This is a genomic window from Bradyrhizobium sp. IC3123 (genome assembly GCF_020193625.1).
In the GTDB taxonomy this organism is placed as follows: domain Bacteria; phylum Pseudomonadota; class Alphaproteobacteria; order Rhizobiales; family Xanthobacteraceae; genus Bradyrhizobium; species Bradyrhizobium yuanmingense.
Window position 1 is genome coordinate 1 of sequence record NZ_JADYVF010000003.1, and the last position, 23,253, is coordinate 23,253.

31 protein-coding genes are annotated in these 23,253 nt (G+C 64.8%); 17 read left to right on the forward strand and 14 right to left on the reverse strand.

Going from position 1 to position 23,253, the window contains the following annotated elements:
• The first annotated feature begins 196 nt into the window (after positions 1-196).
• Positions 197-844 carry a glutathione S-transferase family protein gene (locus I6F20_RS10075; RefSeq protein WP_225126028.1) on the forward strand — a complete coding sequence of 216 codons (648 nt, stop codon included), beginning with the start codon at positions 197-199 and terminating at the stop codon, positions 842-844.
• A gap of 15 nt (positions 845-859) precedes the next feature.
• Here I6F20_RS10075 and I6F20_RS10080 read toward each other — a convergent pair whose 3' ends face one another.
• Positions 860-1,405: an HD domain-containing protein gene (locus I6F20_RS10080; protein ID WP_225126029.1), complete on the reverse strand. Its 546-nt coding sequence runs from the start codon at positions 1,403-1,405 to the stop codon at positions 860-862.
• A gap of 248 nt (positions 1,406-1,653) precedes the next feature.
• On the opposite strand from I6F20_RS10080, the gene I6F20_RS10085 reads away from it, so the two are divergent.
• Positions 1,654-2,349, forward strand: coding sequence for a glutathione S-transferase family protein (locus I6F20_RS10085; protein ID WP_225126030.1), 696 nt, complete (start codon positions 1,654-1,656; stop codon positions 2,347-2,349).
• A gap of 144 nt (positions 2,350-2,493) precedes the next feature.
• On the opposite strand, the gene I6F20_RS10090 is transcribed toward I6F20_RS10085, so the two are convergent.
• On the reverse strand, positions 2,494-2,928 hold the full coding sequence (locus I6F20_RS10090) for a hypothetical protein (RefSeq protein ID WP_036013234.1): 435 nt from the start codon (positions 2,926-2,928) through the stop codon (positions 2,494-2,496).
• Between the two features lie 519 nt (positions 2,929-3,447).
• On the opposite strand from I6F20_RS10090, the gene I6F20_RS10095 reads away from it, so the two are divergent.
• From I6F20_RS10095 to I6F20_RS10105, 3 genes are all read left to right on the forward strand, one after another.
• Positions 3,448-3,828, forward strand: a complete 381-nt coding sequence (locus I6F20_RS10095; RefSeq protein WP_225126031.1) for a RidA family protein — start codon at positions 3,448-3,450, stop codon at positions 3,826-3,828.
• 171 nt (positions 3,829-3,999) lie between these two features.
• Positions 4,000-4,260 carry a hypothetical protein gene (locus I6F20_RS10100; protein WP_036013227.1) on the forward strand — a complete coding sequence of 87 codons (261 nt, stop codon included), beginning with the start codon at positions 4,000-4,002 and terminating at the stop codon, positions 4,258-4,260.
• 237 nt (positions 4,261-4,497) lie between these two features.
• Positions 4,498-4,749: a hypothetical protein gene (locus I6F20_RS10105; protein ID WP_225126032.1), complete on the forward strand. Its 252-nt coding sequence runs from the start codon at positions 4,498-4,500 to the stop codon at positions 4,747-4,749.
• Between the two features lie 79 nt (positions 4,750-4,828).
• On the opposite strand, the gene I6F20_RS10110 is transcribed toward I6F20_RS10105, so the two are convergent.
• Positions 4,829-5,314, reverse strand: a complete 486-nt coding sequence (locus I6F20_RS10110; protein WP_225126034.1) for a J domain-containing protein — start codon at positions 5,312-5,314, stop codon at positions 4,829-4,831.
• Between the two features lie 111 nt (positions 5,315-5,425).
• Between I6F20_RS10110 and I6F20_RS10115 the strand changes: the two genes are divergently transcribed.
• The 3 genes from I6F20_RS10115 to I6F20_RS10125 all read left to right on the forward strand — a co-directional run bounded on the left by I6F20_RS10115 (position 5,426) and on the right by I6F20_RS10125 (position 7,318).
• Positions 5,426-6,193: an SDR family NAD(P)-dependent oxidoreductase gene (locus I6F20_RS10115; protein ID WP_225126035.1), complete on the forward strand. Its 768-nt coding sequence runs from the start codon at positions 5,426-5,428 to the stop codon at positions 6,191-6,193.
• A gap of 181 nt (positions 6,194-6,374) precedes the next feature.
• A complete protein-coding gene (locus I6F20_RS10120) occupies positions 6,375-6,623 on the forward strand; it encodes a helix-turn-helix domain-containing protein (RefSeq protein WP_036013218.1) in 249 nt (82 codons plus the stop codon).
• 170 nt (positions 6,624-6,793) lie between these two features.
• Complete coding sequence (locus tag I6F20_RS10125; protein WP_036013214.1) at positions 6,794-7,318, forward strand: collagen-like triple helix repeat-containing protein; 525 nt, start codon at positions 6,794-6,796, stop codon at positions 7,316-7,318.
• Here I6F20_RS10125 and I6F20_RS10130 read toward each other — a convergent pair.
• Both I6F20_RS10130 and I6F20_RS10135 read right to left on the reverse strand, forming a co-directional pair.
• Positions 7,315-7,530: a hypothetical protein gene (locus I6F20_RS10130; RefSeq protein WP_036013212.1), complete on the reverse strand. Its 216-nt coding sequence runs from the start codon at positions 7,528-7,530 to the stop codon at positions 7,315-7,317. The genes I6F20_RS10125 and I6F20_RS10130 overlap by 4 nt on opposite strands.
• Before the next feature lie 93 nt (positions 7,531-7,623).
• Positions 7,624-7,893, reverse strand: coding sequence for a DUF2277 domain-containing protein (locus tag I6F20_RS10135; protein WP_036013210.1), 270 nt, complete (start codon positions 7,891-7,893; stop codon positions 7,624-7,626).
• A 258-nt stretch (positions 7,894-8,151) separates the two neighbouring features.
• On the opposite strand from I6F20_RS10135, the gene I6F20_RS10140 reads away from it, so the two are divergent.
• Positions 8,152-8,505, forward strand: a complete 354-nt coding sequence (locus I6F20_RS10140) for a hypothetical protein (RefSeq protein WP_036028558.1) — start codon at positions 8,152-8,154, stop codon at positions 8,503-8,505.
• A gap of 77 nt (positions 8,506-8,582) precedes the next feature.
• Positions 8,583-9,185, forward strand: coding sequence for an MSMEG_1061 family FMN-dependent PPOX-type flavoprotein (locus I6F20_RS10145; protein WP_036013208.1), 603 nt, complete (start codon positions 8,583-8,585; stop codon positions 9,183-9,185).
• Positions 9,186-9,279: 94 nt separating this feature from the next.
• On the opposite strand, the gene bfr is transcribed toward I6F20_RS10145, so the two are convergent.
• The 3 genes from bfr to I6F20_RS10160 form a co-directional block, all read right to left on the reverse strand.
• Positions 9,280-9,768, reverse strand: coding sequence for a bacterioferritin (bfr, locus tag I6F20_RS10150; RefSeq protein WP_036013205.1), 489 nt, complete (start codon positions 9,766-9,768; stop codon positions 9,280-9,282).
• A 133-nt stretch (positions 9,769-9,901) separates the two neighbouring features.
• Positions 9,902-10,174, reverse strand: coding sequence for a (2Fe-2S)-binding protein (locus I6F20_RS10155; protein ID WP_036013202.1), 273 nt, complete (start codon positions 10,172-10,174; stop codon positions 9,902-9,904).
• Between the two features lie 160 nt (positions 10,175-10,334).
• The gene (locus I6F20_RS10160; protein WP_225126036.1) at positions 10,335-10,649 is read right to left on the reverse strand and encodes a hypothetical protein; all 315 of its coding nucleotides are present in this window, start codon (positions 10,647-10,649) and stop codon (positions 10,335-10,337) included.
• A 125-nt stretch (positions 10,650-10,774) separates the two neighbouring features.
• Between I6F20_RS10160 and I6F20_RS10165 the strand changes: the two genes are divergently transcribed.
• Both I6F20_RS10165 and I6F20_RS10170 read left to right on the forward strand, forming a co-directional pair.
• Positions 10,775-11,095: a hypothetical protein gene (locus I6F20_RS10165; RefSeq protein ID WP_057026972.1), complete on the forward strand. Its 321-nt coding sequence runs from the start codon at positions 10,775-10,777 to the stop codon at positions 11,093-11,095.
• Positions 11,096-11,306: 211 nt separating this feature from the next.
• The gene (locus I6F20_RS10170) at positions 11,307-11,588 is read left to right on the forward strand and encodes a hypothetical protein (protein ID WP_036013199.1); all 282 of its coding nucleotides are present in this window, start codon (positions 11,307-11,309) and stop codon (positions 11,586-11,588) included.
• A 178-nt stretch (positions 11,589-11,766) separates the two neighbouring features.
• On the opposite strand, the gene I6F20_RS10175 is transcribed toward I6F20_RS10170, so the two are convergent.
• Both I6F20_RS10175 and ettA read right to left on the reverse strand, forming a co-directional pair.
• Complete coding sequence (locus tag I6F20_RS10175; RefSeq protein ID WP_225126037.1) at positions 11,767-12,993, reverse strand: lytic murein transglycosylase; 1,227 nt, start codon at positions 12,991-12,993, stop codon at positions 11,767-11,769.
• A 7-nt stretch (positions 12,994-13,000) separates the two neighbouring features.
• Complete coding sequence (gene ettA, locus I6F20_RS10180) at positions 13,001-14,650, reverse strand: energy-dependent translational throttle protein EttA (RefSeq protein ID WP_225126038.1); 1,650 nt, start codon at positions 14,648-14,650, stop codon at positions 13,001-13,003.
• Positions 14,651-14,885: 235 nt separating this feature from the next.
• Here ettA and I6F20_RS10185 point away from each other — a divergent pair, with 235 nt between their 5' ends.
• The gene (locus I6F20_RS10185; RefSeq protein WP_225126039.1) at positions 14,886-15,101 is read left to right on the forward strand and encodes a hypothetical protein; all 216 of its coding nucleotides are present in this window, start codon (positions 14,886-14,888) and stop codon (positions 15,099-15,101) included.
• 130 nt (positions 15,102-15,231) lie between these two features.
• A complete protein-coding gene (locus tag I6F20_RS10190; RefSeq protein WP_225126040.1) occupies positions 15,232-16,194 on the forward strand; it encodes a D-2-hydroxyacid dehydrogenase family protein in 963 nt (320 codons plus the stop codon).
• 55 nt (positions 16,195-16,249) lie between these two features.
• Here the strand turns inward: I6F20_RS10190 and I6F20_RS10195 are convergent, their stop codons facing one another.
• On the reverse strand, positions 16,250-17,446 hold the full coding sequence (locus tag I6F20_RS10195; protein ID WP_225126648.1) for a L,D-transpeptidase family protein: 1,197 nt from the start codon (positions 17,444-17,446) through the stop codon (positions 16,250-16,252).
• Between the two features lie 368 nt (positions 17,447-17,814).
• Between I6F20_RS10195 and I6F20_RS10200 the strand changes: the two genes are divergently transcribed.
• Entirely contained in the window at positions 17,815-18,585 is a 771-nt protein-coding gene (locus tag I6F20_RS10200) for a hypothetical protein (RefSeq protein ID WP_109144721.1), read from the forward strand.
• Between the two features lie 179 nt (positions 18,586-18,764).
• Here the strand turns inward: I6F20_RS10200 and sseA are convergent, their stop codons facing one another.
• The 3 genes from sseA to I6F20_RS10215 form a co-directional block, all read right to left on the reverse strand.
• Complete coding sequence (gene sseA / locus I6F20_RS10205) at positions 18,765-19,622, reverse strand: 3-mercaptopyruvate sulfurtransferase (protein ID WP_036028518.1); 858 nt, start codon at positions 19,620-19,622, stop codon at positions 18,765-18,767.
• A 138-nt stretch (positions 19,623-19,760) separates the two neighbouring features.
• Positions 19,761-20,174 carry a rhodanese-like domain-containing protein gene (locus I6F20_RS10210; protein ID WP_028179894.1) on the reverse strand — a complete coding sequence of 138 codons (414 nt, stop codon included), beginning with the start codon at positions 20,172-20,174 and terminating at the stop codon, positions 19,761-19,763.
• A 130-nt stretch (positions 20,175-20,304) separates the two neighbouring features.
• Positions 20,305-21,480 (reverse strand): vWA domain-containing protein, encoded by a 1,176-nt coding sequence (locus tag I6F20_RS10215; RefSeq protein ID WP_036042143.1) that lies wholly within the window; start codon positions 21,478-21,480, stop codon positions 20,305-20,307.
• A gap of 123 nt (positions 21,481-21,603) precedes the next feature.
• Here I6F20_RS10215 and I6F20_RS10220 point away from each other — a divergent pair, with 123 nt between their 5' ends.
• The gene (locus I6F20_RS10220; RefSeq protein ID WP_036028526.1) at positions 21,604-21,849 is read left to right on the forward strand and encodes a GlsB/YeaQ/YmgE family stress response membrane protein; all 246 of its coding nucleotides are present in this window, start codon (positions 21,604-21,606) and stop codon (positions 21,847-21,849) included.
• Between the two features lie 105 nt (positions 21,850-21,954).
• Positions 21,955-22,797, forward strand: coding sequence for an AAA family ATPase (locus I6F20_RS10225; protein ID WP_036013181.1), 843 nt, complete (start codon positions 21,955-21,957; stop codon positions 22,795-22,797).
• Positions 22,798-23,253 lie beyond the last annotated feature (456 nt).

Sequence of the window (23,253 nt, forward strand, 5' to 3'; positions counted from 1 at the left end):
GCCGCAGGAAAAGCGCACAGCGTCGCCCTGATCGCTTGCGCCAGGAAGCTCCTTATCTACGCCAACACCGTTGTTGCCCGAGGTACGCCCTGGCGTGAAAATACCGCCGCAACTTAATGGTTGCTACAAGACGAGTGTCGGAATCCGTCTCCGCCAATCGTCCTCCGGACCAAGCGCGACGCACATGGAGCCCCCCATGCCCACCATCACCGCCTTCGAATCCTCCCCCGACCGCGGCAAGGGCCACGCGCGCGACATGCGGGTGCGCTGGGCGCTGGAAGAGGTCGGGCAGCCCTACGACGTCCGCCTCGTCTCGTTCGCCGCGATGAAACAGCCGGCGCATCGCGCGCTGCATCCGTTCGGACAGATCCCGACCTATGAGGATGGCGACCTCGCCCTGTTCGAATCCGGCGCGATCGTGCTCCATATCGCCGAACGCCATGATGGCTTGCTGCCAATGGATGCCAACGCGCGCAGCCGCGCCATCGCATGGATGTTCGCCGCGCTGAGCACAATGGAGCCGCCGATCGTCGAGCTCACCATGGCCATGCTGTTCGAGCGCGACAGGAGCTGGCACGCCGAGCGCCTGCCGAGCTTGCAGGAGCGCGTGCGCATCAGGCTCAGTGAACTGTCCCGCCGCCTTGGCAAAGCCGACTGGCTCGATGGCGCCTTCAGCGCCGGCGATCTCATGATGGTGACGGTGCTGCGGCGGCTGAATACGTCAGGCCTGCTCGATGAATTTCCTGAGATCGCCGCCTATGTCGCCCGCGGCGAGGCGCGGCCGGCATTCAGGCGGGCGTTCGAGGCGCAGCTGGCTGTGTTCACGGCCGCGCCGGGTTCGTAGGCGGGTCAGCCCGCTTCAGCTCAGCTGGGCCAGCTCGCGGGCGAGGTTCGCGCGGGCTTGGCGATCGAAAGTTGCGGCGAAGACCGGGTCGGGAAAGATGACCTCGCGTGCCGCGAAACGGCGCAGCACGCGGGCGCGGCCGGCGCGATAGTCCTCCTCGGCGACATGGCTGAACTCCCGGCGGATCGCGGCGGCATAGGCGTCGTAGCGGGCGGGATCGGCGCCGAGAATGCTGAGGTCGATCGAGATCAGGATCGCCCCGAGACGATCGCCGGGGAGAACGTCGTGCGTTCTAGTCAGACGGATCAGGCGGCCGACCTCCTGGCGAAGCTCGGCGCGAACGTGCTGCTCGGCAAGCTCCGCGCTGCGCTCCTCGTTGTCCGTCCGCGTCGGATCGTAGACCGCATCGTGCCACCAGATCGCTTCCGACAGCGTCTCGCGCTCGGCGGCCGAAAGACCCTCGACGCGCGCGAGCGCCGCCAGGCAATCCTCGATATGCGCGAGATTGTGATAGTGGCGGCCGGGCGCCGCATAGGCAGCGACCAATTCGTCGCGGGTCATGGGCGAAGTCTCACATCGTCGATCTTGTCCTTGTTGATGGCCATCGTGATCTCCCGGACCAGAGGATTGCGGTCATCCTATTGCGCAAAAGGCAATTCGCAAATGGCGCTCTGACGTAGCCCGGATGAGCGCAAGCGATATCCGGGGAGCCCATTCCCGCATGTCGCTGCGCTCATGCGGGCTACGAGGATTGCATCCGTTTCTACTCCCTAGCATGCTGGCCTCCGCCACCCCGGAGGCGCCCGCCCATGCTGACCCTCTACTCCTACCCAGAACTCTTCGGTGTCGCCGACAACAACGGCTACGGCCTCAAGGTCTATGCGTTTCTCAAGCTCGCGGGCGCGCCGTTCGTGCATGAGCACGTCTTCGATGCCTCGGCCGCGCCGCGCGGGCAGCTGCCTTACATCGTTGACGACGGCGAGATCATCGGCGACAGCGAGGCTATCATCGCGCACGCGACTAAGAAATTCCGCCTCACGATCGACGCCGACTTGTCAGCGGAGCAGCGCCGCACCGACCATCTCGTCACGCGCATGCTGGACGATCTCTACTGGGTGATGTCCTATTCGCGCTGGAAGGACGAGCGCTTCTATCCGGCGTTCCGCGACGCCTTCATCGCGCAGCATCCGCAGATCGACCCTACCGGCTTCGAGAAGGCCAAGGCCTACAACGCGCAGCGCTATCACTTCCAGGGCATCGGTCGCTACACGCCCGAGCAGGCCTACGCGCGGGGGCTCGCTGACTTGCAGGTGCTGGCGGACATCGCGCCGGCGCAAGGCTTCGTACACGGCGCGGCGCCGACGAGCGTTGATGCCGGCATCTACGGCTTCATCGCCAACATCTATTACTTTCCGATCCCGACGCCGCTGAAGGCCTTCGTCGATGCGCACGCTAACCTCGTCGCACATTGCGAGCGGGTGCATGCGAGGGTCGAGAAATCGTAGGGTGGGTTAGCTTCGGGCGGCGCGAAGCGCTGTCCGAAGCGTAACCCACCACTGTTCGTCTCCGGAGACGCCAAAGAGGTGGGTTACGCCCCGCGGATTCGCTGCGCGGATCCGCAGGGCTAACCCACCCTACGGCACCGCCTTCTACCGCATCGTGATCGCAAGCCCGCTGAGATCCGCATTCGCCATCAACCCCACCTGCGTGCCCGACAGCTCCAGCACTGCGCCCTTCTGGTTGGTCAGCACGATGGCGCGGGCGCCGGAGCCGACGGCGATGCCGGCACCGGCGGCGCCGTAGACGCCGGCAACGTCGGAGGGACGGTTGATGTTGGAGACGCGGCCGCGCAGCACGGTCTTGGATCCCCCGAACACCAGGCCGTAGTCGAGGCCGCCGGTGGAGAGCCCGTACGAGCGGCCGCGGAAGTTGAGCACGCCCGAGCCGCCGGAGCCGCCGATGATCCAGCCCGCCTTGTAGATCGTCAGCGTCACGAAGCCGCTGTCGGCCTGCGCGGTCGTCGAGAGGCCAGCCAGGGCGACGATGGCGACGCACGCGGCGCGGAGGGTGGATGCGAGCTTCATGGGGGTCTCCGGGGGCTGTTTTTTTAAAGGAGGGTTCGAATCAGACGGAGCGAATGTACCTGATCGATCGGGGCGGCAACATGATCGGCGGGCGTTTCCGCAAGCAAGGCGGCGGCGAGACTCGCGGAAGGTCCTCATGCTCCGTCATTGCGAGCCAACGGGTCCGCGCGAAGCGCGGCCCGATGACAGGCTCCGCGAAGCAATCCAGAATCGCTCCGCGGCGGCAGTCTGGATTGCTTCGTCGCAAGGGCTCCTCGCAATGACGGGTGAATGGCCTGCTCTCTCGCCACGCGCAGGCCGCACGCGGGGAGAGGCGAAGACCACCATCGCCATCGTGCCATAATGCCCCTGTTTTGCCCGACGGAGCAAGCGGATGCTTCGCGTTTGGCGAATTCTGGAAAACATCAATGGTTTCCGTGCGGCGCCTACTGTGCATGGGGTTGTTTTCGCACTTTTGTTTTGAGCATCCCCGCGCCAGCCGCTACGCTCCTGCGTCCGCCCCCGTCCTGAGGTGATCCCATGCCGATCCAGCATTTCGCGCCCCCGCCGCACGTCAAGGCGCCGCCGCTGTCCTTTGCGACGCGGGTTGGCGACCTCCTGTTCGTCTCCGGCATTCCCGGCTTCGATGCCAATGGTGCGCTGCCCGACGGCTTCGAGACGCAGTTCGCCAATGTCGTCGTCAACATCAAGCGCGTGCTGGGCGAGGCCGGCGCCGGCATGCATCTCGTCAAGGTCAACGTGCTCCTGACCCGCGCCTCGGACGTCGCCGCGATGAACGCGCTCTATGCCGGCGCCTTCGGCCCGCCGCCGTACCCGGCGCGCACCACCTGCGTGGTGCAGGCGCTGCCCGATCCGAAGATGCTGATCGAGATCGAGGCTGTCGCTTCGCTGGCCAAGTAGGAGCGGATTAAGCTGCGTGTGACCTATCGGGCACGCGTCCAAACCAAATGCTCATGGCACGGCTGACATGTCCGTGAATGGCGGCTCACCGGCTTGCAAAGGACCTGCTTTTACCGCACGAATTTTTTCGGTCCCATGTCCCACCACCCATGTCCCACCAGGAGATACTTCATGCGTCGCCTTCTCGCGCTCAGTGCCGTTGCCGGCATCGCTAGTTCCGTGTTCGCCGTGCCCGCCTCCGCGAAGGTCGGCTATTACGTGATCCGCTGGGACAACACCGGCATCTGCCAGGTCTGGAACGAGGACCTGCAGTACAAGCCGTTCCAGTTCGGGGTCTCTACCTACAAGGTCGTCAGCAAGCCGTTCCCGACCTTCCAGCAGGCCTCGGACTTGCAGATCAAGATGCGCACCGAGCGGAAGTGCACGCTCTGAGCCGGACGCGAGAGTAGCGCTTGAAGGGCGGGTCGCGCGGGCGATCCGCCCTTTTGCTTTGCGTGGCCTGAGGCGTTTCCCGGCCGCCATCAGACCTGTCCCGCGCACATTCTTTGAACCTCGGCGGCGGGTGGAACTACTCACATCTTGTCCGGGGCGCATGCCAAGCGCGTCCCGCACCACCCCTCCCCGTCATTGTCGGGAGGCGCATCACATCATTCATTTGAGGAGCTGATCATGCGTCGTATTTCCATGCTGTGCGCTGCCGCCGGTCTTGCCATCACCGCGTTCGTCGCCGCGAGCCCGGCCGAAGCCAGCTATCATCTGATCCGCTGGCAGGACACCGGCTTCTGCCAGATCTGGGACGAGAGCATCCCGACCACGCCGTGGCCGGCCGGCTATCACCGCGCCAGCGCCAGCGTGCCGACCTTCGTCGATGCACTCATGGTCAAGGACGCCGCGCTCAAGAGCGGCAGCTGCAAGTGGTAAGATAATCGATCGGCGGACGAAGAACCGGGCAAGGACGAGGGCGTCCTTGCCCGGTTTGCTTTTCGAAGGCCTGAGACGCTCACGCGTCCTTGTACGCGCCGGGATGGATCAGGATGTCGCGCGCGGCGGCGAGGTCGATGAAGGCTTCGGCGCTGCCGCCCTGGTCGGGATGCAGGCCCTTGGCGGCGCGGCGATAGGCCTGGTTGATGTCCTCGCAAGTGAGCTGCACCGCGAGCGGCAGGCCGAGCACCTTGCGCGCGCGGTCCTCGCTGGAGAGCTTCTTCGGCGCGGCGTTACGGCGGCCGAAGCGCGGCGCGGTCAGATCGTGCACGACCTCGAGCACCACACTGATACGGCGCTGGGCCGCCAGCGTCACGCTGTGATCGTCGTTGTCGACGGCCTGGCGCAGCACCGGCAGCGCCTGCTCGGCAGCCTGGCGCAGCGTGACGTCGCTGCTCATCCGCGCGATCTCGGCCACCAGCCGGCCGGCCTCGGCCCAATCCGGCGCTTGCGCGGACCGCAGGCGTTCCAGAGCGAGTTTCCAGGTTTCGAGCCGTTCCATCATGCGCGCAACGTTTAGCAATCAGGATCAGTATGCCAAGGCCGCCGTTTCCGACCCCTTAATTTCGCGTTAGCGTTTCGTGAAACTTCGAAACGAAAACGGGAGGAATATGCCATGGCGCTGCTCGCAAACCACATTGCCGTCGTCACCGGCGCCGGTTCCGGAATCGGCCGGGCGATCGCCGCCGGCTATGCGCGCGAGGGCGCGCAGGTCGTGCTGCTCGACGTCAACGCCGAGACGGCGGCGGAGGCCGCGCAGGAGATCCGGACAGCGGGCGGCAAGGCCGAGAGCTTTGCGCTCGACGTCGTCAGGCGCGAGGATTGCTTCGCGCTCGCCAGGCAGATCGCGGACAAAATCGGGCAGGTCTCGATCCTCGTCAACAATGCCGGCATCACCCGCCGCAACGCCTTCACCGCGGAGACCGAGACGGTGGCGAAGGACTGGAACGACATCATCTCGCTCAACCTCAACGGCGTGTTCAACGTGACGCAGGCGTTCCTCGCGCCCTTGCGCGCCAGCAAAGGCCGCATCGTCAACATCGGCTCGATCCAGTCCTTCGTGCATCTGCGCACGCCGAGCTCGGCGGCCTACACCACCTCGAAACACGGCGTGCTCGGCTTCACCAAGGCGCTCGCGGTCGAGCTCGGCAAGGAAGGCGTGCGCGTCAATGCGATCGGCCCCGGCTTCATCGAGACCAACCTCAACGCCAATGCGCGCGCGACCAATCCGGCGCTGGTGCAGGCTTTCATCGATCACACCCCGCTGGCGCGCACCGGCAAGCCCGAGGACATCGTCGGTCCCGCGGTGTTCCTCGCCTCCGACCTGTCGGCCTATGTCACCGGAACCATCGTGATGGTGGACGGCGGCTATCGCACGGTGTGAGGGATGCGAGGCTCGCACCAATCGCGGCGGCATCTGGGCATTCTCAAGATCAATTCGGTGCAGCCCCTCCAATTAACCTTTCATTAACCAAACCGGACCACCGTAGATTCACGGCTTGGGGGTCGTTGGTTCTCGATCCGCTTCCGACGGTGGAAGCGGGCGTTGATCGGGAGGTGTGTTGATGACCACTGTTCATGTCGCCGCGTCCGGGCCGGACGCACAATTCCTTGCCCCGAACCAGATCGTTCCGCTTCTGATCGGTGCCACCGTCGACGAGGTCGAGCGTGAGCTCGTGATCCAGACGCTGGCGCGCTGTGACGGCAACCGCACGCGCGCCTCGCGCGTGCTCGGCCTTTCCGTACGCACGCTGCGCAACAAGATCAGGCTCTATGCCGCCTCCGGCATCGACGTGCCCGCCTGTCAGGATTAGCGCACGACATCAATCGGCCAGCGACGACGCGCTGCGCAGCCGCGCGATCGATGAGGCGGCCGCTCGCGCCGCCGATTGATGTTGATCAAGCCTGGCACGATGCGCGGGCAGAATTGCTGCTGTCGTCAAACGCCGCTAAGTAGCTTGCTCCAGGTGAAGGGAGCGGTGGCGTGGCAGACGACCAGGGACGACGGCCGGGGCCTCAGGGGCCTCGCGGGCGGCAAGGCGAGCCGGGACGGCCGGGGCCACAGGGGCATCCGGGCCGGCGCGGCCCCGACGGCGCACGCGGCAAGCCCGGGCCGCAGGGCAAGCCGGGCCCGGTCGGAAAGGCCGGGCCGCCCGGCAAGCCCGGTCCGCAAGGCAAACAGGGCGAAGCCGGTCCGCGTGGGCCAGCCGGCGCACCGGGACCTGCCGGGCCGCAGGGACCGGCGGGGCCGCAAGGCCCGCGCGGCGAGCCGGGTCCGCCCGGCCAATTGCCGTCGATCGAGCAGGTGCTGCCCTGGCTCGACCAGCTCTTCGATGCCTGGGACGAACGCCGCCGCCAACGCGAGCGCGAAGCCGCCGAGCGCGAAGCGCTCGAAGCCGCCGTCCAGGAGACCGACGAGGCAATCGTCGATGACGAGGGCGATGACGTCGACGATCACAGGAAGAAAAAGAAAAAGAAGAAGCAGGGCAAGGATAGCCGACGGGTCTAGTCGGGCCGATCCTCGCGCCGCGGCAGCATGCCCATGCGCTCGAATTGCCAGCGCATGGCGCGATACCAGAAATAGCCGACCGCCGCGCCGCACAGGGCGAGGATGATCACGTTCGCGCTCGAGAACGAGCCGCTCCACCACATCATCCACGCGGTCCACAGCAGCGTGAAGACGATGGCACCTGCTTTCAAAGGAAGAAGGGGGTGGCTCATGTCGTGCTCCGGGCGATCAAAACCCCGGCCGCCACCATCGCAAGCCGAGGCAGCAGATACCGTGAGCCAGATCACGGAGCACGCTGCCTGACCTCACGTACCGAAGCGCAGCCGCGAACGCTCTTTCGCCTTCTCCGCCTCAACCTCGCGGTCGCGCGCCGGCGCGTTCGTATGCAGCGAGGTCAGGAGTTTTCGCGCCGCCTCGGAGACCTCGGCCACCGCACGATCGAACGCCGCCTCGTTGGCCTGCGACGGCTTGTTGAAACCCGACAGCTTTCGCACGAATTGCAGCGCGCTGGCGTGGATCTCATCCTCCGTCGCCGGCGGCTCGAAGTTGAACAGCGTCTTGATGTTGCGGCACATGCACTTTCTCCCGGCGTTTTCCTTAAGACGAAGGTCCGAGCCGAAATCCTACATCCGCCTTCTCGCTTCTGCGACCAACTTGGTGGATGCGCATCGCCACAAGCTGATCTCGCAGCGCATCATAAGCGGGGCGCCGGCATCGCATATTATTTGAGCATGCATTGCAGTGACGGCTCAGGCTTAATCCGTGCCAACGATAGGGAAAGACGCGCAGGACAATCGCGCGCCCATGGCACGATACGCGACGAGGAGGATCGCATGCACAGGCTCGCACTGTGCGTTTGGTTGGTTGCGGCGACAGCGCTGGCAAACGTTGCGTTCGCGCGCGACAATGGCCAATACGACCACGTTCCGCCCGACATCCGCGCCTGGTTCAAGAGCGTGATCGCGCCGAACGGGGTTCCCTGCTGCGACATCTCCGATGGCCATCGCACCGAGTATGACGTGCGCAATGGCGCTTATTGGGTGCCGATCGAGGGACAATGGATCGAGGTGCCCGGACGCGCCATCATCCGCGACCAGGGCAATCCGATCGGCCAGGCCGTGGTGTGGTACGTCCACCACCGCGGCTCCATCATCATCAGCTGCTTCGTGCCGGCGGATGCGGTGTAACGCGCCTTGGTGATTTCCATTGGCTGGCTACGGCCCGATCGGGTAGCTTGAAGCCCAGCTGAAGCGGAGGCACGCCGTTGACCGATCTTAGCGCCGAAGACCTCGCCACCATCTATGCCAAGCCGAGCCCGCGCGTGATCGCGAAGGCACGGCCCGCGATCGATGCGCATGCGAAGAAATTCATCGAGATGTCGCCATTCTGCGTGCTCGCGACATCGGGAGCGGACGGCAGCGTCGACGCTTCGCCGCGCGGCGGCGGCATCGGCTTCGTCCGCGTCGCCGGCCCCAACCAGCTGCTGATGCCCGACCGCTCCGGCAACAACCGCATCGACAGTTTCCGCAACGTCGTCGAAGGCTCAGGCTTCGTGCATTTGCTGTTCTTCGTGCCGGGCATCGAGGAGACGCTGCGCGTCGGCGGCCGCGGCACGCTGTCGGCCGACCCGGATCTGCTCGCCTCGATGGTGGAATTCGGCAAGCCGCCGCGCGCGGTGCTGAACGTCGCGGTCAGCGAGGTCTATTTCCATTGCGGCAAGGCGCTGATGCGCTCGAAGCTGTGGGGGTCGGAGAAGGTGCAGCGCTCGGTGATGCCGAGCATCGTCACGGTCATTCACGAGCAGACCGGCCTCGGCGAACCGGCGAGCCAGGAGGCCGTGGAAGAGCTCTACAAGACGCAGCTGTAGCCAAGAGCGTTCCGCAAAACGAAGCGTCGTGCGGCAACACGTGGATGGCCGGGGTCAAGCCCGGCCATGACGATGGAGGGAGCCAGGCCCGAGTTTAGTGCCCCTCGCCCTCGAGCCCGCCGACATGCTTCTGGGTGTAGAGCTCAAGGCCGATGCGGCCGATCAGATCGAGCTGGGTCTCGAGGAAGTCGATGTGGTGCTCCTCGTCGCTCATCAGCTTCTCGAACAGGTCGCGTGTGACATAGTCCTTGGCGCTGTGACAGTAGGTCGCCGCTTCCTGATAGAGCGCCCGCGCGCTCATCTCGGCGGCGAGATCGCACTCGATGATCTCCTTGACGTTCTGGCCGATGCGCAGGGGATCGAGCACCTGCATGTTCGGAAAGCCGTCGAAGAACAGGATCCGCTCGGTGAGCTTGTCGGCGTGCTCCATCTCCTCGATGGATTCCTTGCGCCAGACCTTGGCCATGTCCAGCAGGCCCCAATTGTCGAGGAAGCGGTAATGCAGCCAGTACTGATTGATCGCAGTCAGCTCATGACGCAGCGCCTTGTTGAGATAGTCGATGACTTTTGCGTCGCCCTGCATGGTTCACTCCAGCTCTTGCAGTCCAAATCGGTCCCAAACCGAGTTTAGAACGCTTCTAAATCACTTTGCGAGCGAGAGCAACCGGCTACGGGAACCCAGCCGGGGAAAAGCTCAGCCGGAGTTGCGGAAGTTTTCAACAGGCCGCGAGGGCGAACTCGGCGGGTTCGGCGGTCTCGTCGTTGGCGGCCACGGTGTGGCTATGCGGGCAGCCGGCGCAGCAGGACTGCGCACAGGGGCCGAGCGCTTCGTCGATGATACTCTTGATCGTCCGGGCGCAGCGCCCGCATTCGGCGCTGCAGCCGAGACAGCCATAGACCTGCTTGGCATGCCGCACGGCGTCGTCGGACTCGGCGACGGCGGCGCGGATATCATCATCGCTCAGCACATTACAGGAACAAACGATCATGGAAGCGGCAGGCCCTTCGGTGATGCGCCATCATCGATATTTAACAGGCCGGCCGGATGCAAAAGGAAAAACAGGTATTTGAAGCTATTCCAAACTGGCCTGATCAAAGCCTAGAACGGCTCTAAATCAAGCTCTTGCGCTGGATCAAGATTGTAGCCCACTAGTCGCCGCCACCGCCGCCTCCTCCTCCGCCGTCGCCACCGCCTCCGCAGTCGCCGCCGCTACTGCTGCTATCGCTGCTGGAACAGCTTGCGCCGTCGCCAGAGCTCCCCGAACTGCCGCCGGAAAACCAGCTTCCCAGCGAGAAGCCGTCATTCGTCCCGGAATAGGTGCTCTCCCCGCTACTCCCTCCGTGGCTGCCGGCGGTAGCGCGGGAGCGCCGTGCGCGGTTCTGGAGATGTGCGATCCAGCCGTAGCCGACCGCGAAAACGATCCCGGCCGCAATCAAAGCATTAATCATCGCGTTGCCCATCATCGTCTCCCGGTGGGACCCATACCAATTGGTCGTCTCCGGCAAAGGTGCCGTTCATTGATCATTCAAGCGGAATATGGAACCTTGCGGCCCAAAGGTTCCCGCGTGTTCGTCTGAAAGGTCAAGCAATGAAGAAGTCGCTCCTGGCGGTCGCTGCCGTCGCCATTCTGGCCCTGACGGCCGGAACACCGGCCCATGCCCAGCGCGGTGTCGCGGCAGGCGTGGCCGCCGGGATCATCGGCGGCGCCATTGTCGGCGGCGCGCTGGCTTCTCCGTATTATTACGGGCCTAGCTATGGCTACTATGGGCCGGGCTACTACCCGCCGCGCTACTACGCCCCGGGTCCAGGCTATGTTGCCGACGACTATTACGGCGGCTGCGTCTGGCAGAAGCAGCGCTTCTGGGATGGCTATGCCTGGCGCGTCCGTCGCGTCCGAGTCTGCGGCTGAGGCGCGCCAAGCCGGTTCACTACGGATGCGCCGTTCATCTCAGGGCCTGAAAAAGACCGCTTTTTCTCGTCACAGCTCCGTGTGCGTTTACCGTGGATTGACCATTTGCGCGCTTCCTAGCTGCAAGGCCAATTCCATCAGAGTGTGCGTGAACCTTTGAAACCCGGGCGCCTCTAACAGGAGGAACCCATCTCCCAGGAGAGCCAAGAGCATGAACAAGACTTTAGTTGCCGCGCTCACGGTCGCGACGGTCGCCGGTTCGCTGGTGACCGCCGCTCCGTCCGCGAAGGCCCATGACGGCGTCGGCGCCGGTATCGCAGCCGGCCTGATCGGTGGCGCCATCGTCGGCGGCGCCATCGCCTCCAGCCGTCCCGCCTATGGCGGCCCCGTTTACATCGCCGAGCCCCCGCCGCCCGCGCCCTGCTACTGGCGCCGCGAGCGCTATTGGGACGGCTACGGCTGGGTCAGCCGTCCGGTTCGCGTTTGCTACTGATCTGATTGCCTGGCGCATGCGCGCCGCGATCGGAAAGCCCGGCCGAGAGCATTGGCCGGGCTTTTTGTTTGCGCACGCTAAAGCGCGATGCGGTTAGGATGAAGCGTCATCGCGCTTTAGGTTATTGTTTGAGCATGATCTTTTCGGAAAACCGCTTCACACTTTTCCGGATCATGCTCTATCGCGCCGCCTGGATCGAACGCAGCACCTCTTCGCTCGGCCAGCAATCGACCTTGAGGCCCGCCGACTTCTGATAGGCGCCAAGCGCCGCACGGGTCTGCATGCCGGCCTTGCCGTCGATCTTGTCCTTGTAGAGCCCGATCCGCGTCAGCTCGCGCTGCATGGTCTCGACGTCCTTGGTGCGCAATTGCTTCGAGGCGGACCAGGGCGTTGCGAACGGCAGCGGGCTCGTCATGCGGTCGCTGAGATGGCCGACGAACAGCACGTAGAGATCGGAGAAATTGTATTCCTTGATGACGAAGTAATTCTTCGTGGTCAGGAATGACGGGCCGTAGATGCCTTCGGGCTGGAGCAGCGAGGCCGGCTGCGCCTGCTCGGCGGCGCTGAGCTTTTGGCCGCGTACCGGGACAAAACCCTCGCGCAGCCATTGGCCGATCGGCTTCGTCACCTCCGGCACGCCCGTCGTGCAATCGACCTTCGCCGGCGCCTGCACCTCGTAAGCCCAGCGCACGCCGCTCTGCCAGCCCTTGTTGACGAGCTGCTGCGCAGCCGAGGCCAGCGCATCCGGCACCGAGTGCCAGATGTCGATGCGGCCGTCGCCGTCGAAATCGACGCCATGCTTGTAATATTCGGACGGCAGGAACTGGGTGAGGCCGGTCGCGCCGGCCCAGGACGAGCGCATGTCCTTGCGCGTGACGACGCCTTCATCGAGGATCTTGAGCGCGGCAATGAACTCGTTGCGATACTGATCCTTTCGGCGTCCGACATAGGCCTGCGTCGCCAGTACGCGCACCAGATCGTAGGGCAACGTGTGCCGGCCATAGTCTGTCTCGCGGCCCCAGATGGCGAGCATGACGGTCGCCGGCACCCCGGACTTCTTCTCGATCTCGTTCAGCGAGGTACGATGCTTTTGGAGCAGCCGCTGCCCCTCGCCTGCAAGCCGCGCGATCGAGGCTTCCTTGACGTAGTCGGCCGGCACCTGCACGAACTCGGCCTGCGACGGCGCACCCGTTGCCGGCCGCCCGGGCAAGAGCAGATCGGGCAGCTTGTAATCGGGCTCCAGCCCGCGCGTTTGCGCATCGAACGTTGCGCGCGAAACGCCGGCCTGTTGGGCCTCCGGCCACAACGAGGCGATGAACTGGGTGAAAGCGGCGTCGGCAGCACGGACGGGCGACCAGCTGCAGGCGATGACGATCCCCGCAGCGATGAGCGCCCGTCGCATCATGCCGCCATCACCGCGTCAGCTTCTTGTACTTCACGCGGTGCGGGATGATGCTGTCCTGGCCGAGCCGGCGCATCTTGTCCTTCTCGTAGTCCTGGAAATTGCCTTCGAACCATTCGACGTGGCTATCGCCCTCGAAGGCGAGGATGTGCGTCGCGATGCGGTCGAGGAACCAGCGATCGTGGCTGATGATGACCGCGCAGCCGGCAAAATCCTCCAGCGCCTCTTCGAGCGCGCGCAGCGTATCGACGTCGAGGTCGTTGGTCGGCTCGTCGAGCAGCAGGACGTTGGCGCCGGACTTCAGCATTTTCGCCAGATGCACGCGGTTGCGTTCACCGCCCGAGAGCGCGCCGACCTTCTTCTGCTGGTCCGCGCCCTTGAAGTTGAACGACGAGCAATAGCCGCGCGAGTTGACTTCCTTCTTGCCGAGCAGGATCAGTTCGTTGCCGCCAGAGATCTCCTCCCACACGGTCTTCTTGCCGTCGAGCGCGTCGCGCGACTGGTCGACGTAACCGAGATGCACGGTCTCGCCGACCGTGATCGTGCCGGAGTCCGGCTTCTCCTGAGCGGTGATCATTCTGAACAACGTGGTCTTGCCGGCGCCGTTGGGACCGATCACGCCGACGATGCCGCCGGGCGGCAGCTTGAAGGTGAGATCATCGATCAGGAGACGATCGCCAAAGCCTTTGCTGAGCCCCTCGAAATCGACCACGTTGGCGCCGAGCCGCTCGGCCACCGGGATGATGATCTGCGCGGTCTGGGTCTGCTTCTCGCTCGCCTTCTTGAGCAGCTCCTCATAGCGCTGATAGCGCGCCTTCGACTTGGCCTGGCGTGCCTTGGGCGAGGACGCCACCCATTCCTGCTCGCGCGCGAGCGTCTTCTGGTGCGCCGCATCCTCGCGGCCCTCCTGCTCCAGACGCTTCTGCTTCTGCACCAGCCAGGACGAGTAATTGCCCTCGTACGGGATGCCGCGGCCGCGATCGAGCTCGAGGATCCAGCCCGTGACGTTGTCGAGGAAGTAGCGGTCGTGGGTGACGATCAGGATCGCACCGGGATAGTTGCGCAAATGGCCTTCCAGCCACGACACGGATTCCGCGTCGAGATGGTTGGTCGGCTCGTCCAGCAGCAAGAGCTCGGGCTGGTCGAGCAGCAGGCGGCACAGCGCGACGCGGCGGCGCTCACCGCCCGAGAGTTTCGTCACGTCGGCATCGTCGGGCGGACAGCGCAACGCGTCCATGGCCTGGTCGACCTTGCTGTCGAGATCCCACAGGCCCTGGGCCTCGATCTCGTCCTGCAGCTTGGTCATCTCGTCGGCGGTCTCGTCGGAATAATTGACCGCGAGCTCGTTGTAACGGTCCAGGATCGCCTTCTGCTTGGCGACGCCCTGCATGACGTTTTCGCGCACGGTCAGCTTGGAATCGAGCTGCGGCTCCTGCTCGAGATAGCCGACGCGGGCGCCCTCGGCGACCCAGGCCTCGCCGGTGTATTCCTTGTCGAGACCGGCCATGATCTTGAGCAGGGTCGACTTACCCGAGCCGTTGACGCCGAGCACGCCGATCTTGGCGTCCGGGTAGAAGCTCAGATGGATGTTATCGAGCACCTTCCGGGTCGGGTAGCTCTTGGTCAGGCCCTGCATGAAATAGATGAACTGGCGCGCCATCGGTCCCGTGAAACCTTCGATTTGAGGAAATTTGCTTCGCCAGCGATGTAGCGATCCCGCCCCCAAAGGGCAATGTTTTCCGTCCGTTCACCACGGATGAATACGGTCAGGAAACCATCCGGCCACCGATCCGGACAATTGAAACCATCTTTTAATAAATCAGGCCAAAGCTCGGTTTCGCGCGGAAACAGCGCCACCCGCTCAGAACGAACGGGGAGCACAGCGAGGCCGCATCATGGCTCTGATCGAGACCAATTCGCTTCCCATTCCGGCAGGAGCCGGGCGCACTTTCGGGTTCGCCTCGGAGATCAAGGCCTTCTGGAAGCGCTTCTTCGTCACCGCCTTCAATCCCTACCGGCCCGAACTGCATTACATGCGCGGCCCCGGCCCCGCCTGGCGCGCCAAGCACGGCATGGATGCACCGTTCCGCCTGAAGCCCCGCGACGTCTGAGCGACGATCCCTATCGGACTTTTGAAGACGCAGGCTGCTTGCGCGCCGGCGCGATTGCGCGCAAACCATGGCCAGGTTCCGATGACGGCGCCCGCCTGGCGCCTTCACCTCTCGCCATGGATGAACGCTGATGAGCCGGCTGCGCTGCGCAATCCTCGACGACTATTTCAATCTCGCCCTCGACGTCGCCGATTGGCCGAAATTGTCGGATCGCGTCGACGTCACCGTGTTCAGCCATCCCTTCGCCTCCGAGCAGGCCGCAGCCAGTGCGCTCACCGACTTCGAAATCATCTGCGCGATGCGCGAGCGCACGGCGTTTCCCAAGAGCCTGTTCGATCGCCTGCCGAAGCTTAAGCTGCTGCTGACCTCGGGCATGCGCAACGCTGCGATCGACATCGAGGCCGCGAAAGCGCGCGGCATCGCCATCGGCGGCACGCAATATTCCCGCGATCCGACGGCGCCGCTCACGATGGGCCTGATCCTGGAATTGACCCGCGGCATCGGCCGAGAGAACGCGCGCATGCATGCGGGCGAGTCCTGGCAGACATTTGCCGGAGTCGAGATCGAAGGGCTGACGCTCGGCGTCGTCGGGCTCGGCAAGCTCGGCAGCAAGATGGCGGGCATTGCGAAGGCGTTCGGCATGAACGTGATCGCCTGGAGCCCGAACCTGACGCCGGAAAAGTGCGCTTCTGTTGGCGTCGGCTACGCCTCCAAGGAGGAGCTGTTCGCCAAGGCCGACATCGTCACCATCCACGTGGTGCTGAGCGAGCGCTCGCGTGGCCTCGTCAGCCGCGCGGATCTTGCGCGGATGAAACCGACGGCCTTCCTGGTCAACACCGCGCGCGGGCCGATCGTGGATGAGCAGGCGCTGCTGGACGCCTTGCAGCAGCGCAAGATCGCAGGTGCAGGATTGGACGTGTTCTCGGTCGAGCCGCTGCCGGTCGACCATCCCTTCCGCAAGCTCGACAATCTCGTGCTGACGCCGCATCTGGGCTACGCCACCACGGATGGTCTGCGCATCCATTACGGCCAGATGGTCGAGGCGATCGACGCCTTCACCAAAGGCGGCGAGCTGCCGCGGAAGCTGGCCTGAAACGAAAAGGGCGTGCCGACGGCACGCCCTTCGCAATCTCATCGAGTTGAGGCCCTCAGCGCACGGTGACCGGCGCGGGCAGCGGCGGCACAACGGTGGGCTGCGTCCCCGGGACCGGGCCCGCCTGGGCGGACATCGGAGCCGGCCCGGCAGCGCTCTGCGTCGGCGCAGCGGAGGCCGTCGCCGTTCCCGGCGGCGGACCACCCGGCATCACGACAACGCGGGTGCCGACCTTGACGCGCTCGAACAGGTCGGAGACGTCCTCGTTCAGCATGCCGATGCAGCCGGAGGAGACGAACTTGCCGATCGTCGAGGGCTGGTTGGTGCCGTGGATGCGGTAGACGGTCGAACCTAGATACATCGCGCGGGCGCCGAGCGGATTACCCGGGCCGCCGGCCATGAAGCGCGGCAGATAGGGCTGACGCTCGATCATCTCGGTCGGCGGATGCCAATCCGGCCACTCGGCCTTGCGGGTGATCTTCTGCACGCCCGTCCAGGTGAAGCCGTCGCGGCCGACTCGGACGCCGTAGCGGATCGCACGGCCGCCTCCGAGCACGTAATAGAGGTAGGTGTTGGGCGTATCGACCACGAGCGTGCCGGCCGGCTCCTTGGTCTGGAACGCGACCTCCTGACGGCGCAGGTTCGGCGGCAGCTGCACCGGCGCGGCATCGGGCTGCTCCTCGGGCGGCAGCGCGGCCAGGGTCACCGGGCGGCCATCCGTGCCCACGGGCGGCTGTCCGGCCTGGACCGTCCCAGTCGCGGAGGGACCGCCCACAGACTCGGGCGGACGCAGGCCATCGTTGGCGGGCGATTGCTGAGGCGGACGGTCGGCGTAGATCACCGCCGGCGGACCGGCGGGGCGGCCGTAGCGGGGATCGTCGGGCGACATCACGGGGCCCTGCGGCGCGGCCGAATAGACCGGCGGGGCGCCAGCCGGGCGCCCATAGCGCGGATCATCCGGCGACATCACCGGACCTTGGGGTGGGGCGGCCGAATAGACCGGAGGCGCGCCCATCGGACGACCGTAGCGCGGATCGTCGGCCGGACCGGGCGGGGGCAGCGAGGCATGCGGCATCGCGTCGTCGTCTTCATCCAGCGCGTCGAAATTCGGCATGCGGTCACCGGGCCGATATTCGGCAGGCGCGCCATAGCTTGGTACCTGCTGGATCGGATAGCTCTGAGCCTGAGCGAGCGAGGTTCCCGCCGCAGCGACTGTTGCGGCAGCGCATATCGTCAGAAAGTGTTTGATCATCATCGCTCTTGTATAGTCCCCAAGCCCGACCGGACCGTTAACGGCCAGATGACGGAAGATAGCGGCACATTCAAGACATATCAGGCTTATTTGCGCCGGACTTGCCGATTTGTGATCCGCAAGACTACCGTTGCCCCGTTGCATCACGGGGCTGAAATCGTATCGCGCCTTCGATTGGCGCGATGGTCGGCCGCGATTTTAACGGAACGATGCGGAGACGTTGCGATATGGTCGAATCAGCCTGATTCGCCACCTTTTTGAGCTCCGATCCCGCGTGGCGAACGCGGCAAGCAGTACCGTCACCGCGTTCAGATGGCTCTTGAGCCCCGGCTACTTCCGCCGCCGGGGCGGAAATTCGCAATCGCTCAATGCTTCCCGGCTTTCGCTTCCTGTTTGCCGCGATCCTGCTGTCAACCTCCATCCTGGTGTTCGGCCTAGGGGCCGCCGCTCTGCTCCGGGCGACCCATCAGCAATATGTCAACAACCCCGGCTGGCGGAACGGGCCGCAGGAGCAAATGTTTGCGCAGGCGCCCGAGCCGGCCCAGCCGGTGCTCGCGGTGCTGCGGACCGAGCCGGAGCCACCTGCCGAGACCACGCCATCGCTGCGCGACCAGGTGCCGACCATCGCTCTGCCCCTGAGCGAGCCCGAACAGGTTGCTGCACTGACGACCGAGACCGACGTCCAGCCCGAGGCCGCCGCGCCCCTGGCTGAAGTGCCGGCCATCGAAGCAGCCAAGCCCGAACCGACCGTGACGGCCGCAGCGCCGGCTTCCATCGATACGCTGACCCCCGCCGACACCACGGCCGGGATTCCCGAGGCCCAGCCTGCCGCAATCGCCAGCGAGCCGGAACCAGCTGACCCGGCCCTCGCCGCCGCGGCGCTCGATGTCGCCTCCGCAAGGCTCGCTGCGCTGAACGCCGCCACAGCGGCGACGGACGCGCCGGCGAAGGTCAAGGCCGAGAGCAGCAAGGCCGAGAGCACCAAGTCGGACAGCAAGGCGACCAAGCGCAAGGCGAAAGCCAAGAAGCGAGCCCGCGTGGTGCGGCGCCCACCGCCTCAGCAGTTGCAGCAGCAGCTCGATCCGTTCGGTCAGCAGCAGCCGGCCTTCGCGACAACGACGACCGCACGCACGCGGTGATCTTACTTCTTCACCTCTCCCCGCTTGCGGGGAGAGGTCGGAATACGCGCGTCGCGCGGATTCCGGGTGAGGGGGTACAGGTCCGTCGATAGTCTCATCGTGTGGAGAGAGGCCCCTCACCCCAACCCTCTCCCCGTAAGAACGGGGCGAGGGAGCGTACCGTCATCGTGGCTGCAACCTCAAGCCGGGCCGGTCGCGATGGCCGGGCCGCCGGCCTGGCCCCATTCCGACCACGAGCCGTCATAGAGCGCGGTGTCGGTGATGCCGAGGCGGTAGAGCGCGAGCGTCAGCACGCCGGCCGAGACGCCGGAGCCGCAGCTCGTCACGATCGGCGCATCCAGCTCGACGCCGGCATTGGTGAAGGCGGCGCGGAGCTCGTCGAGCGGCTTCATCTCGCCGGTCGCGGCGTCGAACAGCAGATTGTAGGGCACGTTGCGGGCGCCGGGGATGTGACCGGAGCGGATGCCCGGGCGCGGCTCGGGCGCGCGGCCTTCGAAGCGATCGGCGGCGCGCGCGTCGATCACCTGCTCGTTGCGGCTTTCGACATTGGCGATCAGTTGCTGCATGCTGCGCACGCGGTTTGCGTCATAGCTCGCCGTGAAGGTCGTCGGCTTCGGCTTGACCTCGCCGCTCTCGGTCGCGCGTCCCTCAGTGCGCCACTTCTTCAGACCGCCATTGAGAATGCGCACGTTGCTGTGGCCATAGGACAGGAACATCCACCACGCACGCGGCGCCGCGACCCAGCCGCCGGCATCATAGAGCACGACGGTGTCCGCGTTGGAGATGCCGAGATTGCCGACGTCGCGGCCGAACTGCTCGGCGCTCGGAAACATGTGCGGCAGCGGGTTGGAATGATCCGACACCGCATCGACGTCGAAGAACACGGCGCCCGGCAGATGCGCGGCGAGATAGTCGTCCTTCGGCAGCGGCAGCACGCCCGGCAGCTTGAAGCTGGCGTCGAGGATCTTGACGTTGGCATCGCCGATGTGAGCGGCGAGCCATTCGGTGGAGACGAGGGGGTCGGTGGCGGTGGTCATTGAAGCATTCTCCGTTGGTCATTCCGGGGCGTGCGAAGCACGAGCCCGGAATCCATCGTGCCTCAGACTCTGTGGATCAATGGATTCCGGGCTCACGCTTCGCGTGCCCCGGAATGACGGGTGGAGAGGGCAAGGCCCTCACCCCTTCTTCTTCGGCTCCCACTTCTCCGTGGGCCCGCCGGCATCGCGCCAGGCGGCGTAGCCGCCGGCGATATGGGCGACGGGCTTGAGGCCCATGTCCTGCGCGGTCTTGGCCGCGAGCGCAGAGCGTAAGCCCCCCGCGCAGTGGAACACGAACTTCTTGTCTTCCTGGAAGATCGGTTTTGCGTACGGGCTCTGCGGGTCGATCCAAAATTCGAGCATGCCGCGGGTGCAGGCGAAGGCGCCGGGGATGCGGCCGTCGCGCTCGATCTCGCGGGGATCGCGGATGTCGACGATGACGACGTCGCCGTTCTTGGAGATCTCGATCGCGTCCTTGGCGGTGAGCGTCTCGATCTCGGCATTGGCCTCGTCGATCAGCGCCTTGATGCCGCGGGTGATGGTCTGGGGCACGTGCTTCTCCCTCTTGTTGTCATTCCGGGGCGCGCGTAGCGCGAGCCCGGAATCTATTCCTCTACATGCACTGCGGCCCGATGGATTCCGGGTTCGCCCTTCGGGCGCCCCGGAATGACGACGGGAGGCATCAATGCGTCAATTCCTTCATCGCAGCTTCCAGCCCCTCGATCGTGATCGGATACATACGATTGGCGAAGATGCGCTTGATGATGGTGGTGGATTCCGAATAGTCCCAGTGCTTCTGCTGCACCGGGTTCAGCCACACCGTATGCGGATAGGTGCGGATGATGCGGTCGAGCCAGACCGAGCCGGGCTCCTCGTTGACATGCTCCACCGAGCCGCCGGGCACCATGATCTCGTAAGGCGACATCGAGGCATCGCCGACGAACACGACCTTGTAGTCGTGCGGGTATTTGTGCAGCACGTCCCAGGTCGGCGTGCGGTCGGTGAAGCGGCGCTTGTTCTGCTTCCACACGCCTTCATAGAGGCAATTGTGGAAGTAGAAATACTCCATGTGCTTGAACTCGCTCTTCGCCGCCGAGAACAGCTCCTCGACCTGCTCAATATGCGCATCCATCGAGCCGCCAATGTCGAAGAACACCAAGAGCTTCACTGCATTGCGCCGCTCGGGGCGCATGTGCACGTCGAGATAGCCGTGATTGGCGGTCTCGCGGATGGTGGTGTCGAGATCGAGCTCGTCGGGCGCGCCGGTGCGCGCGAATTTGCGCAGGCGGCGCAGCGCCACCTTGATGTTGCGGATGCCGAGCTCGACATTGCCGTCGAGATCCTTGAACTCGCGCTTGTCCCACACCTTCACGGCGCGGTTGTTGCGGTTCTTCTCCTGGCCGATGCGCACGCCCTCGGGATTGTAGCCGTGCGCGCCGAACGGGGAGGTGCCGGCGGTGCCGATCCATTTGGAGCCGCCCTGGTGACGGCCCTTCTGCTCCTCGAGCCGCTTCTTCAGGGTCTCCATGAGCTTGTCCCAGCCCATGGCCTCGATCTGCTTCTTCTCTTCTTCCGTCAGATACTTCTCGGCGAGCTTCTTCAGCCACTCCTCGGGGATCTCCGCCTTGTCCATGGCCTCGAGCAGGCTTTCCAGCCCCTTGAACACCGTGCCGAAGACGCGATCGAACTTGTCGAGGTTGCGCTCGTCCTTCACCAGCGAGGCGCGCGACAGGTAATAGAAATTCTCGACCGTATAGTCCGCAAGGTCAGCGTCGAGCGCCTCCATCAGCGTGAGGTATTCGCGCAGCGTCACGGGGACCTGCGCATCGCGCAGAGAGGTGAAGAATTGCAGGAACATGGGTAACAGATTGCCCGTCGGGTGGCGAACGTCAAGGGGCGCAGACCGTCGCGGGACGCTGGACCGGCAGGCTTTTTGCTCTAGAATTGGCGACAATGAGGGGTTGTTTGGGGGACGTTTGCAATGGGAATTCTCGCAGCGCTGATCATCGGTGCCATCGCCGGCTGGCTTGCGGGCAAGATTGTCCATGGGGCGGGATTTGGGCTGATCGGCAACATCGTCGTCGGCATCATCGGCGCGCTGGTGGCGAGCTGGGTTCTGCCACAGCTGCACATCCAGCTGGCAACGGGCACAATCGGCGCCATCGTCGATGCCACGATCGGCGCGGTGATTGTGCTCGTCATCCTTTCGCTGATAAAACGGGTCTGAAAGCCTGACCGAACCAGGAACGGCCGCCTCGAGCGGCCGTTCGCTTGTCGTGACCAGGGCATGAAATTGGCGATGCCCGGCGACGACGACCAACAAGGACGAGCAATGAAGTTTACCGGCACCAAGGACTATGTTGCGACCGACGATCTCAAGGTCGCCGTGAATGCGTCGATCGTGCTCGAGCGTCCGCTCCTGGTGAAGGGCGAGCCCGGCACCGGCAAGACGGTGCTGGCGGAGGAAGTGGCGAAGGCGCTGAACGCGCCGCTTCTGACCTGGCACATCAAGTCCACCACCAAGGCGCAGCAGGGCCTCTACGAATACGACGCGGTGTCGCGCCTGCGCGACAGCCAGCTCGGCGATGCGCGCGTATCCGACATCCGGAACTACATCAAGCGCGGCAAGCTGTGGGACGCCTTCACCAGCGAGCAGCGCCCGGTGCTCCTGATCGACGAGATCGACAAGGCCGACATCGAATTCCCCAACGATCTGCTGCTCGAGCTCGACCGCATGGAATTCCATGTCTACGAGACCGGCGAGACGATCAAGGCGAAGCAGCGCCCGATCATGATGATCACCTCCAACAACGAGAAGGAGCTGCCCGACGCGTTCCTGCGCCGCTGCTTCTTCCACTACATCAAGTTCCCCGACGCCGACACGATGGGCCGCATCATCGACGTGCACTTCCCCGGCATCAAGAAGCGCCTGGTCGAGGAAGCGCTGCGCATCTTCTTTGAGGTGCGCGAGGTCCCGGGCCTGAAGAAGAAGCCGTCGACCTCGGAGCTGCTCGACTGGCTCAAGCTGCTGCTCAACGAGGACATGAGCGCCGAGCAGCTGCGCGAACGCGACCCGCGCAAGCTGATTCCACCGCTGCACGGCGCGCTGCTCAAGAACGAGCAGGACGTGCATCTGTTCGAGCGGCTGGCGTTTTTGAGCCGACGGGAAGTGTAGGCTGGGGCTCACTCACGATAACGCTCCGCTGTCGCTCAAAACATTGGTGTCATTCCCCGCGAAGGCGGGGAATCCAGTACGCCGCAGCCTTTCGATTCCATCCCAGCCGCCTCTGGAATACTGGATCGCCCGGTCAAGCCGGGCGATGACAGTGAGAATGTGGCACGCACCTGCTTCCACATCGTCATTGCGAGCGCAGCGAAGCAACCAGAATCCCTCCGCGGAAACAGTCTGGATTGCTTCGCTGCGCTCGCAATGACGGAGCAAGGAGCAACGGCGTCGTTCTCCGCTGGCAATTCAATTTGCAGACACACCTTCGCAGCCTCGCGGCTCATCTCGCCCGAGCTTTGCTTCATTCCGTCGCCCCAAAAGAAAGAGGGCGCAGGGAAGACCGGGTGCCGACGGGCACCCGCGGTCCGCTGCGCGAAAAGCACACGCAGAGAAACCGCACAGCAG

Excerpts from the sequence above, each read along its gene's own strand:
- I6F20_RS10075 (WP_225126028.1), top strand. The coding sequence starts at position 197 with ATGCCCACCATCACCGCCTTCGAATCCTCCCCCGACCGCGGCAAGGGC.
- I6F20_RS10080 (WP_225126029.1), bottom strand. The coding sequence starts at position 1,405 with ATGACCCGCGACGAATTGGTCGCTGCCTATGCGGCGCCCGGCCGCCAC.
- I6F20_RS10085 (WP_225126030.1), top strand. The coding sequence starts at position 1,654 with ATGCTGACCCTCTACTCCTACCCAGAACTCTTCGGTGTCGCCGACAAC.
- I6F20_RS10090 (WP_036013234.1), bottom strand. The coding sequence starts at position 2,928 with ATGAAGCTCGCATCCACCCTCCGCGCCGCGTGCGTCGCCATCGTCGCC.
- I6F20_RS10095 (WP_225126031.1), top strand. The coding sequence starts at position 3,448 with ATGCCGATCCAGCATTTCGCGCCCCCGCCGCACGTCAAGGCGCCGCCG.
- I6F20_RS10100 (WP_036013227.1), top strand. The coding sequence starts at position 4,000 with ATGCGTCGCCTTCTCGCGCTCAGTGCCGTTGCCGGCATCGCTAGTTCC.
- I6F20_RS10105 (WP_225126032.1), top strand. The coding sequence starts at position 4,498 with ATGCGTCGTATTTCCATGCTGTGCGCTGCCGCCGGTCTTGCCATCACC.
- I6F20_RS10110 (WP_225126034.1), bottom strand. The coding sequence starts at position 5,314 with ATGATGGAACGGCTCGAAACCTGGAAACTCGCTCTGGAACGCCTGCGG.
- I6F20_RS10115 (WP_225126035.1), top strand. The coding sequence starts at position 5,426 with ATGGCGCTGCTCGCAAACCACATTGCCGTCGTCACCGGCGCCGGTTCC.
- I6F20_RS10120 (WP_036013218.1), top strand. The coding sequence starts at position 6,375 with ATGACCACTGTTCATGTCGCCGCGTCCGGGCCGGACGCACAATTCCTT.
- I6F20_RS10130 (WP_036013212.1), bottom strand. The coding sequence starts at position 7,530 with ATGAGCCACCCCCTTCTTCCTTTGAAAGCAGGTGCCATCGTCTTCACG.
- I6F20_RS10135 (WP_036013210.1), bottom strand. The coding sequence starts at position 7,893 with ATGTGCCGCAACATCAAGACGCTGTTCAACTTCGAGCCGCCGGCGACG.
- I6F20_RS10140 (WP_036028558.1), top strand. The coding sequence starts at position 8,152 with ATGCACAGGCTCGCACTGTGCGTTTGGTTGGTTGCGGCGACAGCGCTG.
- bfr (WP_036013205.1), bottom strand. The coding sequence starts at position 9,768 with ATGCAGGGCGACGCAAAAGTCATCGACTATCTCAACAAGGCGCTGCGT.
- I6F20_RS10155 (WP_036013202.1), bottom strand. The coding sequence starts at position 10,174 with ATGATCGTTTGTTCCTGTAATGTGCTGAGCGATGATGATATCCGCGCC.
- I6F20_RS10160 (WP_225126036.1), bottom strand. The coding sequence starts at position 10,649 with ATGATGGGCAACGCGATGATTAATGCTTTGATTGCGGCCGGGATCGTT.
- I6F20_RS10165 (WP_057026972.1), top strand. The coding sequence starts at position 10,775 with ATGAAGAAGTCGCTCCTGGCGGTCGCTGCCGTCGCCATTCTGGCCCTG.
- I6F20_RS10170 (WP_036013199.1), top strand. The coding sequence starts at position 11,307 with ATGAACAAGACTTTAGTTGCCGCGCTCACGGTCGCGACGGTCGCCGGT.
- I6F20_RS10175 (WP_225126037.1), bottom strand. The coding sequence starts at position 12,993 with ATGATGCGACGGGCGCTCATCGCTGCGGGGATCGTCATCGCCTGCAGC.
- ettA (WP_225126038.1), bottom strand. The coding sequence starts at position 14,650 with ATGGCGCGCCAGTTCATCTATTTCATGCAGGGCCTGACCAAGAGCTAC.
- I6F20_RS10185 (WP_225126039.1), top strand. The coding sequence starts at position 14,886 with ATGGCTCTGATCGAGACCAATTCGCTTCCCATTCCGGCAGGAGCCGGG.
- I6F20_RS10190 (WP_225126040.1), top strand. The coding sequence starts at position 15,232 with ATGAGCCGGCTGCGCTGCGCAATCCTCGACGACTATTTCAATCTCGCC.
- I6F20_RS10195 (WP_225126648.1), bottom strand. The coding sequence starts at position 17,446 with ATGATCAAACACTTTCTGACGATATGCGCTGCCGCAACAGTCGCTGCG.
- I6F20_RS10200 (WP_109144721.1), top strand. The coding sequence starts at position 17,815 with ATGCTTCCCGGCTTTCGCTTCCTGTTTGCCGCGATCCTGCTGTCAACC.
- sseA (WP_036028518.1), bottom strand. The coding sequence starts at position 19,622 with ATGACCACCGCCACCGACCCCCTCGTCTCCACCGAATGGCTCGCCGCT.
- I6F20_RS10215 (WP_036042143.1), bottom strand. The coding sequence starts at position 21,480 with ATGTTCCTGCAATTCTTCACCTCTCTGCGCGATGCGCAGGTCCCCGTG.
- I6F20_RS10220 (WP_036028526.1), top strand. The coding sequence starts at position 21,604 with ATGGGAATTCTCGCAGCGCTGATCATCGGTGCCATCGCCGGCTGGCTT.
- I6F20_RS10225 (WP_036013181.1), top strand. The coding sequence starts at position 21,955 with ATGAAGTTTACCGGCACCAAGGACTATGTTGCGACCGACGATCTCAAG.